The organism is Sanguibacteroides justesenii, from assembly GCF_003204205.1.
Lineage (GTDB): Bacteria > Bacteroidota > Bacteroidia > Bacteroidales > Marinifilaceae > Gabonibacter > Gabonibacter massiliensis.
Window position 1 is genome coordinate 15731 of the sequence record NZ_QJPL01000001.1, and the last position, 11872, is coordinate 27602.

Consider the following 11872-nt stretch of genomic DNA (forward strand, 5'->3'; position numbering starts at 1 on the left):
ATTTTTTTGAAGGGATTATTTTTCAAAAAAGAATTTTTCTTCGCCGAATGCCGGGTGAAGTTGATCAAACCAGGTGGCATAGGGATCATATCGGGCGAAAAAAGGAACATCCACCCACCGGGATTTTTTTCCTTGCAAAAAGCGTAATACGAATATTTTTTCTCCTTTTACTTCGCTCATGCCCACTATTTGGATTTTTCCCGGTTCCGTACTCATGCTTGGTCCTCGCACCGTACGACACACACCGCTAACGTGACTGTATGCATCGCGGAATATACGCCAACAGCGTTCCAACGGAAGTTCAAAAAATGTTTTTGATCCGGTGTCCCGGGCTACAAACATATAATAGGGGATCATGTTCATATCTACTTGTTTTCTCCACATTTCACTCCAAATTTCGGATTTGTCGTTTATATGTTTAAGCAGGGGAGATTGCGTCCTTATCTGCGCCCCGGTATTGCGTATCCGTTGTACGGCCTCTTTTACCGCGGAGGTAGATAGTTCCGCCGGATGGTTGAAGTGGGCCTGGATGGCTAAATTGCGTCCCGAGGCGACCACTTGCCGGAATAACGCTAACAGTTCGGGAGCATCCTTGTCAGACAGGTAACGATACGGCCAATAAGCTAAGGACTTTGTACCGATACGAATGGTACGGATATGGGAGAATCGTTCGGATAACAGGGGAAGAATATAGGATGTTAATATAGAGGCTGACATAGTCATGGGATCGCCTCCGGTAAACAGTATATCGCTGACCTTTTTGTGACTGTCCAGGTATTGATAAAGCAGGTCAGCCTCTTTCATGTGAAATTTTAAAGAACTCATTCCCGAAAATTGCGGCCAGCGGAAACAGAAGGTGCAATAGGCGTGGCAGGTTTGTCCTTGTGCCGGAAAAAACAGGACGGTTTCTCGGTATTTGTGTTGTACTCCTTTGAGTTTTACCTCTCCCAGCATGGGGATATTGTACTCTTGTCCGGCCGGATTCGGATTCAATCTTATACGGATTTTTTCGATCTCTCTCTTTAATATCTCTTCATCTGCCTTGTTTTCCAATAGAAATTTGACCTTATTGTAAGCGGTGGCGGGTAGCATCTCGCTACGGGGAAAAGTAAGAGTGAATATGGGATCGTCAGGAATATTGCCCCAGTTGATCAGTTCATCGATGACGTAATTATTGGTCTTAAATGGCAACACTCGCCCGACAACTTCAATGGCTTCTATTTGTGCCGGCGTTAATTTTGAGAGTTGAGGAATCGCTTTGTAATTATGGAGAGTAAAAGAATTATATTCCATTATTTTTATCGGTTTTAGTACATTATCTACAAATATATGATTTTTTTCTATCAATATAGAATATAATGTGTTAATATTTAATTATTTGCGGTATCGATTCTATTTAATAGCTTGCGGTTTCCTGTATTTTCCCGGAAAATTTAAAAATATGTTTAATGTTATTGGGATGCAATTTGTTAATTCATAGTGTTTTGAATCACTGATTCGTTTGTTTCTCATTTTATCGGATTCGGTTTGCATAAAATAGATCACTGTTTTTGTCCTCCTTTTTCTTTTTTACCTGTTTTATAATGAAAATGGATGAAATATGGTTTTGAATTCAAAACGGAATAAGATTGTGGATCTGATACTGACTTATTTGAAAGGAGAATTGGGAGTGGATCAGGAAGAAGAGTTGACGAAATGGCTCCGAGAGAGTGAGGAGAATCGATTTTTATTCGATCGATTGACGGACGTAACGTATGTAGAAAAGGGGATGAGGGAGTTTCGACGCTATGATTCGAAAGAAGATTGGGAAAAAGTGGAGAGACGAATCGGTTTCTCTTACCGGAGGCCGAAGTTTCGCTTTTGGAGATGTGTTGCTATGATTGTTGTTTTGATGTGTGTAGGTGGTATCTTTTTTTATTTATCGGAAAGAGGGAATCCCGTAATCGAAAATGCCGGGCTACCTATTTCTATTCTTCCGGGATCTTCAAAAGCCTTATTGGTATTGGAAAACGGAGAGGTGGTACCTCTTACGGCAGAATATGATTCTGTTTGTAGGGAGTTGAAAGGGGAAAATTTTGTCAATGACGGAAAAAGGCTGCTCTACATCGACACTCTCGTAACCGAAGAGGCGAAATGGCATACACTGAAAGTTCCCCGTGGCGGAGAGTACATGTTGTGTATGGCAGACGGAACAAAAGTGATTTTGAATGCAGATTCGAAAATCCGCTATCCGGATCGTTTTGCGGGAGACCAACGTTTGGTCGAGTTAGAGGGTGAAGCTTTTTTTGAAGTTCGAAAAGACACTCTAAAACCTTTTATCGTGCAAACGAATCGATTGAAAGTACGGGTTTTAGGGACTGTTTTTAATTTGAAAGCTTATCCGGACGAGTTACAACAAACGACGCTTGTAGAGGGAAAGGTACGGATTACTGCGGGGGATGAGGAAGTGGAATTACGACCGGGCGATCGGGCGACCTGCTGGGATGAAAAATTGAAGGTGGAACAGGTAGACGTACGTTCTTGTATAGCATGGGTAGAACGACGTTTCGTTTTTGAAAACGAGTTTTTACCGTCGGTATTGAAAAAATTAGAACGTTGGTATGATGTTCGGATATCTATTGAGGATGCTTCCTTACGAGAGATCAGATTTACGGGTAATCTGCCGAAATACGAGAGTATTGATAAAGTTTTAGAGATATTGGAATTAACCGCTCGATTACGTTTTGAATGGAACGGAAGAACTTTGATTGTTCGAAAAGAGTGAAACAAACAGGAAAGTGGGCAAACACTTTCCTGTTAATCGATAACAGCCATGTGATAACATGACTATTGTTAACTATAAAGCGTTACGAATTTATGAAAAAAAATCGAGATGTTGACACGATTAACTATAAGCGTGTCATACGAAAAAAAGTATGGTGCAGGCGAGTCTTTCTTTGCCTTTTGGTTTTGGGATTTATCTCAGTTGCTGAAAGAGCTGCAGCACAAGTACGTTTAAGTATGAAGATGAAGAATACGACATTGAAGGCCGTGTTTGAAGAGATCACTCGTCAAACGGGATACGAGTTCGTGTATAGCAATAATGAAATAGAGAGGGTGGGGAAGATAGACGTGGTTTCTAAAGATCGGAACGTGGAAGAGGTGTTGGCCGATTGTTTGAAAGGAACCGAGTTGTGGTATAAGATTGAAGATAAGATCGTGATTATCTCTCCTAAATTGCAGAAACAAGAAAAGAAGAATATTAAATCAAAAGTAGTAAAAGGAAGGGTGGCGGATCAAAAAGGTTTGTCTTTACCGGGAGTAACGGTCGTTATAAAAGGGACTCATTTGGGGCAGGCTACCGATTCGAGCGGTTTTTTTTCCCTGTTGGTTCCGGATACGACCCGGGCGGAACTTGTGTTTTCTTTTGTAGGGATGGAGACACGGGTCATTCCGTTTGAAGACATACCTAAAACGGGAGAGTGGGTAGTTAAGATGAAGGTGAACCGTGAGGAATTATCGGAAGTGGTCGTGACCGGTATGTTTAATCGTCGTAAGGAGGGATTTACCGGATCGGCTGTTACCGTGAAAGGTGAGGAGTTGAAAAAAATCAGTACGACCAATATAGCGAAAGCCTTGGCGGCCATAGAGCCGAGTTTTCGGGTCATGGAGGATATCGAAAACGGATCCAATCCGAATCGTTTGCCCGATTTGCGGATGCGGGGACAAGCTACTTTGCCGGGCGGTAATGCGGGGGCTTCCGCCAATGTGGTCACTTTGCAGGGAGAATACGCCACTTATCCCAATCAACCCTTATTGATTATGGACGGTTTCGAAATCGATTTGCAGACGATGGTGGATTTGGATCCGGACCGGGTGGAGTCTATCACGTTGTTGAAAGATGCGGCGGCAACGGCTATTTACGGCTCTAAGGCTGCTAACGGGGTAATCGTGATTGAAACCAAGATTCCTAAAGAAGGCCGTCTTTGGGTGACATACGGCGGGAATGTTCGGGTAGAAACACCGGATTTGTCCGATTACAATTTGATGAATGCCGCAGAAAAGTTGGAGGCTGAACGAAGAGCCGGTTTTTACCGGGATAACGGGAGTGTCGATAATTTTGCGTTGGTGTTATACCAGGAGAAGATGAGGGAGGTAAAACGAGGGGTAAACACCTATTGGTTGGATAAACCCTTACGGACGGCCGTGCAGCAAAGGCATTCGCTGACGTTGGAGGGTGGAGACAGGGCTTTGCGTTATAGGCTATATGCCGGAGTCAATTTTACACCGGGGGTAATGAAGGGGTCTAAACGAAATACGACGACCGGATCATTGGATTTGCAATATCGTTTTCAGAAATTATTGCTAAAGAATAGTATTACCGTTAATAGTACTGTCGGAGATGAGTCTCCTTGGGGAAATTTCAGCGAATACACGAGATTGAATCCTTATTTACGTCCGTACGGGGAGAACGGAGAGGTGATGAAACGCTTGGACCGATTCGACGGGATGATACGGGGAACGACGGCGGTTTTGGATTATGCCAATCCCATGTATAACACGACCTTTCACACGAGAAACAGGACGATGGGTTTCGGGGTGCGTAATCTGTTTAAAATAGAGTATAATCCGTTGGAGAGCATGCGTTTGGAAGGGAGTTTCTCCTTGTCCAAAAGCAATGGGAAGACGGATGTTTTTCGTCCCGCGCAGCATACGGCGTTTATCGGAATTGCGGATCCTTCTTTGCGCGGTGATTTTCGCCGGACGCAGCAGGAGGAGTTTAGTTATGCATTGGATCTTACCGGAAGTTATAATAAGTTGTTCGGAGGAGTCCATTACTTTACCGGTAATGTCCGTATGTCTGTGCAGGAGACGCAAAATAGCAATTATGGAGCCTACGTGACCGGGTTTCCCAATGATAATATGGATGATATCCTTTTCGGTAAAAAGTACGACGAGAAAATGACCGGGATGGAGAACACTTCCCGTTTGATCGGCTGGGTTGCGACTTTGGGATATTCCTATAACTACAAATATTCGGTTGATTTTAATATTCGGGCAGACGGCTCTTCTCTGTTCGGCAAAGACAATAGGTTTGCGCCTTTTTGGTCTGCAGGATTACGTTGGGATGTGAAAAAAGAGCTTTTTATGTCCCGGATCGGCTTTATTTCCGATTTTGTTTTACGGGGATCTTACGGGGTTACGGGAACTCAGGGATTTGCGCCTTACCAATCCCGGGAATTGTATACTTACGGGGTCTTGTTGAAGCCCTATTTGGCTTCCGACGGAACCGGGGCCGAGTTGGTGGCTATGCCGAACGAAAAGTTGAAGTGGCAACAGACGGAAACATGGAATGTAGCTTGGGAGCTGGGGCTGTTCGACGGACGGATCACTGCTCGGGCGGAGTATTTTCGTAAACGGACCAAAAACTCATTAACGGATATAACGATTGCTCCTTCGTCGGGTTTTATTTCTTATCCTGAAAATATGGGTACGATTGAAAACAAGGGAGTGGAGCTGAATCTCTCTTTTATTCCCTATCGGGATGCGGAAAAGGCTGCTTACTGGATTGTTTCCGTGAATGGTTCCCATAATAGAGATAAACTGAAAAAGATTTCGGAAGCACTAAGAAATATGAATGCCGTTAATGCCGAAAAATTGAAAGATTCGCCACTCCCCCGTTATGAGGAAGGAGAGTCGATGAATCGTATTTGGGTGGTGAAATCTTTGGGGATCGATCCGGCTACCGGAGAAGAAATCTTTCTAAGAAGAAACGGGAACGTGACCGGGACTTGGGATCCAATAGATATGGTCGCCTGCGGAAATACGGAACCTCGCTGGCGGGGAAGTCTCAATTCTTCGTTTACCTATAAGGGTTTCGGGATGAATATGAGTTTTGCCTACAAGTTCGGAGGACAGATGTATAATCAAACATTGGTGGATAAGGTCGAGAATGCGGATTTGATGTACAATGCGGATAAACGGGTATTGGATTTGAGGTGGAAGAAGAAGGGGGATCGGGTGAAGTATAAAAAGATTTCGCCGGCTGCGGAGGGATCGAAAACGAAAGCCAGTTCTCGTTTCGTGATGGATGAAAATACCCTTCAGATGACCTCTCTTTCTTTCAGTTACCGGATGGATAAAACCAACGCGAAATATATCGAACGTTGGGGGATGAATTCAGTAAACCTGGCTTTTAATATGGAGGATTTGTTTTATCTCTCTTCTATAAAACAAGAACGGGGATTGAAATATCCTTTTGCCCGTCAGTTCTCGTTGTCGTTGAATGTTGCCTTTTAATTAAAACTTTCTGGATATGAAAAGAATAGATATAATACTCGTTTTGGCTTTCGGGATTACTGCTTGTGCCGATTGGTTGGACGTACAACCGAAAACGGCTATTCCGGGAGATAAGATGTTCGAATCCGAATCCGGATTTAAAGACGTGCTAACCGGTTTTTATTTGAAGATGGGTTCCGAGAATCTGTATGCCAAAGAATTGACGTACGGATACCTGGAACTGCTTTCGGGGAATTATGATAATTATCCGGGATCTAAAAGTTTGGATAAAACACAGATGTATGAATATGACGGGCTTTATCTGGATCTTAAGAATAAGATTTACTTGGAAATGTATAACATCATTGCCAATATTAATAATTTCCTGAAGTATTTAGAGAAAAATCGTTCGGTAATTAAAACAAACCATTATTACGAGATGATGAAGGGAGAGGCTCTGGGGCTGCGGGCGTTTCTGCATTTTGATTTATTACGTTTGTTCGGACCGGTATACAGTGCGAATTCTTCTGAAAAAACAATTCCTTACCGGAAAGAGCTTAACGAGAAGGCTCCTCCTCGTTTGACGGCAGATGAAGTTATTATTCATATTTTGACGGATTTGCAGGAAGCCAATGATTTATTGGAACAACACGATCCCCAACGTTTCGGTTATCCGGATCTTATGGATATAGATTATGACGCTTTCGTGAATCAACGGCAGTTGCGCATGAATTTGTATGCCGTAAAGGCTGTTCTGGCAAGAGTTTACAGTTATAAAGGAGACGAAGAGAGCAAGGGAAAAGCCGTACGATACGCGAGGGAGGTTATTAGTGCTCCCTATTTTAAGTTAAGTGAGTCCAATCATACTCTCGTACTTTACGAGGAGCATGTTTTTGGTTTACACGTGTATGAATTTAACAAATTGATAGATAGTTATTTTAGTGATAACGAATTTGTCGGGTCGATATGGGATCACACTTTTATCATGGAAGGGAATTTTAATGCCTTGTACGAGTTTTTAGGGGGTGGAGCAACCGATTTCAGGGCTCAGAATAGCACCTTCAAATCGGTATTAACAAATGGCCGGGTGTATAAATTATGCCGGAAATACAACCAATCCGGTTATCGGGATGACTATTCCGGTAAAAATATCGTTCCCTTGATCCGGCTTTCGGAGATGTATTATATCGTTGCCGAGTGTGAAAATGACAAAGTTAAAAGTGCCGAAGCGTTGAATACGGTACGTTGGACAAGAGGTATCTCTTACATGGACGAAATTATGGCAAATGATAATTACGACCGTCCGGATACCCGTCCGGGATATGACAATACCCAGACGGTCAGGATAAACGAGATCATGAAGGAGTATCGGAAGGACTTCTACGCGGAAGGTAAGTTGTTTTATTTTTATAAACACCGGAACTATAAAACATTCGATCGATGTCCCTTAACCGATGTCCGGGGGAAATACCGGTGGCCCGTTCCGGATAACGAACTAATTTTTGGCAATAATAATTAAGCATGAACGATATGAAAAGATATAAATTTTTAGTGCTGGCTTTACTTATCGGTGCTCTTTACGTTAGTTGTACCGAGCATGAGATAGCCTTGTACGACGGGGCGGAATGTATCAATTTTCATTCCTCCAAGATTGCTTATACTTTTCGGGATTCCGATTACGTCAAAGGACTGGAGTGGGTTGAATTGGCCGTGGTGGTAGAGATACAGGGAGATGTGAAAAAATCCCGGGATTTTTGCCTGACGACAGAGGTGAATAGCAGTTATACGGATAAGGCCCATGTTGAAGCGGAAGATAAGTATACTTATACGGCGTTGGATACCATTACTCAATCCGTGACGATACGGGCCGAACGCCCGGAAAAGGTAACGACACAAGAACCTTGGGGAGTGAATATAGTTTTTGACGTAAATAATCCTTTACACCGATTTGCACCGGGGCGGGAGGATCGGCGTGCCTGTAAAGTGGAGATTCACTATAAGATAAGACCGGATGGTTGGCTATCGTTTTTTTGGGGAAAATATTCGGACGGGAAGTACCTTTTCATGATGGATGTTCTCCGAAAAGCTTATAGGGAAATCCCGTTGATCGGCTCTGTCATATTAGCCGAAAGGGAAAAAGTGAGAACGGCATATACCGAATATTTAAAGACAAATCCTCCCTTGTTGGATGAGGACGGTGGTGAAATCGTTTTCGATAGGCAATAGTGATGAATTTAAAATGATACGTTATGAAAATACAAAGAAAAATGATATTCCTGGTCGGGATTTTGTTATTGGTTTATGGGTGTTATGATGATAAGGGCTCGTACGATTATCATAACATCAATGAGGTCGTAGTCGATTTACCGGCAGCCGTGGGAGTCCGGTTATTAAAAAACGATTCGGTTCCGGTAGATTTGAATCCTAAATTGACTCAAACACAGTTACAGAATGAAACGAATCTGAGTTTTAAATGGGAAATAAAAGAGTCTTTGGAGGGTTGGCGTTTATGCGGGGAGGAAAAGAGCTGTCGTATCTGGTTGCAGCCGGAAGAGGTGAGTCCGTTTACCGTACGTTTGACAATAACGGATCAGAGTCCGGAAGGTACGGTATGGTATCGGATGGTAACGGTAACTCCCATACCTCCTTACAACAGATGTTGGTTTGTATTGCAGGAGGTAAATGGGCGTAGTGTGTTGGGAGCCGTCGATGGTATGGGGGAGAGTGCTATGGTTATTCCCGATGCTTATCGGACGGATGTGGGAAAAGAGCTGTCTTTGGAAGGGAACCCAAAAGTGTTGGTGAGTAATATACGCTATGGAGATGCTTGGGGCGGAGTTTTTTCTCCAGGTAGACCTGTCGTTATTTTAATGACGGACCGGGATGCCGTTATGTTGAACGCCTCTACTTTCGGCGTGGAGTATATGCTTGAAGATATGCTGTACGGAAAGAAATTGGACGGAGATACGGACTTCATTCCCGAATTCGTATTTTCCAGAACTCAGGTATCCGGAGAGATGATCATCGATCGGGGAGAGCTGTATCATGCCCAGGCTGACGGTTTTTCCGTCTACTATCCGACGGTTCTGACTCGAGGAGATAAGACGGATTTTCGGGCTAAAATGGCCTGTTCTGCCTATGAGTATTTTGTTGTCTATGACGATTTGAATCATCGTTTTTTGGGCTTTAGGGAGGGAATGTCGTATTATGATGCGGAGAATAATCAATTATTCAGGACGACAGGATCCTCCGGTCTTTATGAATCCGGGAAAAAATTCGAATTGGCATTGATCCCGGAGAAAGAGAAAGCTCCGAATGTTTTTGATCCCAACAATATAGGGAGTGACAAAGTGATGTTGGATATGGGAGTTACGGCGCAGAAAGAGGATACCTACGGGAAGATATTGTCTTTTGCCTATAGCCGGACGGATCATGGGGTATATGTTTACGAGATCAATGTCGATGCCGACAAGCCTGCTCCCTATGGAAACGAGAGTAATATTCCCTGGTGTTCCGGTAAGTTTAAAGTCGCTTTACCTGCCGGGGTCGATTATGAAAATTTGTGTTTTACCACGTCTTATCTATGGGACCGTCTGTTTTTTATGGCGGCCGGAAATAAGATATACAAGGTGGATTTAAACAGGCTGATTCCTACGACGACAGTTATTTATGAACACCCCGATCCTACGGTGAAAATCGTGCGATTGAAGTTTCGTTTGAACTATTTTACCCATTATGTGTATAACGAGGATTGGAAAGCGTACATAAAAGAGGGACTTCCTTATCTTTTGGGAGCGGCTTTCAACTACAGTGCCGATCAAGGTGGATTGGTCGAGATGAAACTAACCTCTTCCGGAGATATCTTGCGGGATGAAAATAGTATTCACGAATTCAAAGGTTTCGGGAAAATTGTCGATATAGGGTCTAATATTAAATAATTTATCGATGAGCGGGGAATTCCCTCAAATTTGGGGGAATTCTTTTTGCTAATCTTCTAATTGTCCGAATTTACCCGCGTTTAGGTCTTTGTATGCTTTCATGATTTCATCTTTGGTATTCATTAGGAAAGGGCCGTAGGATACGATGGGTTCCTTGATGGGTTCTCCGCTTAGTACCAATAAAATAGAGTTTTCTATGGCTTTTAACGTGATTGCTTCTCCTTTATTCCGGAATAAGATGAAATGATCCGTCGGCGCCGTCTCTTTTTCATTTACTCGAACTGTTCCTTCGATAACGAGTATACCGGTGTTATAGTATTCCGGTAATACTACATTTATTGTTGTTTCCGCCTTTAAACGGATATTGTACATTTCGATGGGGGTGAAAGTACGGGCGATGCCTTTTATCCCTTCGTAAGTTCCTGCAATGACCTCTACCACTCCTTTATTTTGTGGTAACGGATATTTGGGTATTTCTTTGTTGGTAATGGATTGGTAGCCGGGAGTACTCATTTTGTCTTTGGCCGGAAGATTGATCCAGAGCTGAACTACTTGAAAGGCTCCTCCTTTTCGGCTGAACCCTGCTTCGTGGTATTCTTTATGCAATATGCCGGATGCTGCCGTCATCCATTGAATATCTCCTTCTCCGATAACCCCGTGGTTACCTTTACTATCATGATGTGCTACCTTGCCGTGATAAACTATCGTTACGGTTTCGAATCCCCGATGCGGGTGTACGCCTACTCCTCTGGGAGTATCCTTGGGAGGAAATTCGATTTTGGCGTTATAATCCAATAAATAGAACGGACTCATTCTATTGGGGGCCATATCGTAACCGTGAGGAAAAAAGTTGTGTACCCGGAAACCATCCCCGACCATGTGAGATGGAGGTGGAGGTAAAATTTGTTGTATTGCTTTTGTTTGCATAAGTGTTTTATTGATTAAACGGGAATCGCAAACCGAATGTTTAAAATCTTCGATTTATTTTGCTGATGCGAACGGGGGAGGAAGAGAATTGGTAATAAATGTTGAATTGTGCTATAATTATCTTATCTTTGTGTAGGAACAACTAAATTATCAATTATGAAACGATTATGGATTATAGGTGTAATGCTCTTGTTAATGGGGGGAATCAGCTGGGTGTTCGCGCAAGAAAAAGAGACTTTGGTAAAAGTCGGGGATAGGGTTCCCTCTTTCGAGGTAAAGATGTTTGATGGAACGGAAATAAAAATCGATGATCTGAAAGGCAAAGTGGTTTTGATCAATTTTTGGGCTACCTGGTGCCCTCCCTGTCAGGCTGAATTGAAACGGGTTCAAAAAGAGATTATCGACCGCTTCAAGGGAAAAGATTTTGTTTTTCTTCCGATATCCAGGGAAGATAGCTATGAACAGATAAAAAAATTTCGGGAAAAGAACGGTTATACGTTTCCTATGGGTATGGATACCGACCGGAAGATTTTTGAGAAATTTGCCACTTCTTCCATTCCCCGTAATTATATAGTCGGGAAAGATGGGAAAATTGTTTACCTGGAAATCGGTTATGATGAAGCCTCTTTCAAAGCGTTGATCGAAAAAATAGAACAGTTATTGAAATAACTTTAAATGTTACGGAAGTGTTCAAGTATTATTGTAACGAAATCGAAACAGGTCGTGTGATTTTGTTGCGTTTGTCGTTG

General features: G+C 42.9%; 8 protein-coding genes. 6 read left to right on the forward strand and 2 right to left on the reverse strand.

Going from position 1 to position 11872, the window contains the following annotated elements:
- Positions 1–15 precede the first annotated feature (15 nt).
- Complete coding sequence (locus DMB45_RS00060) at positions 16–1293, reverse strand: KamA family radical SAM protein (RefSeq protein WP_041504006.1); 1278 nt, start codon at positions 1291–1293, stop codon at positions 16–18.
- A gap of 307 nt (positions 1294–1600) precedes the next feature.
- Between DMB45_RS00060 and DMB45_RS00065 the strand changes: the two genes are divergently transcribed.
- The 5 genes from DMB45_RS00065 (at position 1601) to DMB45_RS00085 (ending at position 10196) form a co-directional block, all read left to right on the forward strand.
- Positions 1601–2764, forward strand: a complete 1164-nt coding sequence (locus tag DMB45_RS00065) for a FecR family protein (RefSeq protein ID WP_052634749.1) — start codon at positions 1601–1603, stop codon at positions 2762–2764.
- A 92-nt stretch (positions 2765–2856) separates the two neighbouring features.
- A complete protein-coding gene (locus DMB45_RS00070; RefSeq protein ID WP_052634748.1) occupies positions 2857–6279 on the forward strand; it encodes a SusC/RagA family TonB-linked outer membrane protein in 3423 nt (1140 codons plus the stop codon).
- A 16-nt stretch (positions 6280–6295) separates the two neighbouring features.
- A complete protein-coding gene (locus DMB45_RS00075) occupies positions 6296–7777 on the forward strand; it encodes a RagB/SusD family nutrient uptake outer membrane protein (RefSeq protein ID WP_110688311.1) in 1482 nt (493 codons plus the stop codon).
- Between the two features lie 11 nt (positions 7778–7788).
- Entirely contained in the window at positions 7789–8484 is a 696-nt protein-coding gene (locus tag DMB45_RS00080; RefSeq protein WP_160289149.1) for a DUF4843 domain-containing protein, read from the forward strand.
- A 23-nt stretch (positions 8485–8507) separates the two neighbouring features.
- Positions 8508–10196, forward strand: a complete 1689-nt coding sequence (locus tag DMB45_RS00085) for a PKD-like family lipoprotein (RefSeq protein ID WP_041504003.1) — start codon at positions 8508–8510, stop codon at positions 10194–10196.
- 48 nt (positions 10197–10244) lie between these two features.
- Here DMB45_RS00085 and DMB45_RS00090 read toward each other — a convergent pair whose 3' ends face one another.
- On the reverse strand, positions 10245–11123 hold the full coding sequence (locus DMB45_RS00090; RefSeq protein WP_110688312.1) for a pirin family protein: 879 nt from the start codon (positions 11121–11123) through the stop codon (positions 10245–10247).
- Between the two features lie 156 nt (positions 11124–11279).
- On the opposite strand from DMB45_RS00090, the gene DMB45_RS00095 reads away from it, so the two are divergent.
- Positions 11280–11792 carry a TlpA family protein disulfide reductase gene (locus DMB45_RS00095; RefSeq protein WP_041504001.1) on the forward strand — a complete coding sequence of 171 codons (513 nt, stop codon included), beginning with the start codon at positions 11280–11282 and terminating at the stop codon, positions 11790–11792.
- Positions 11793–11872 lie beyond the last annotated feature (80 nt).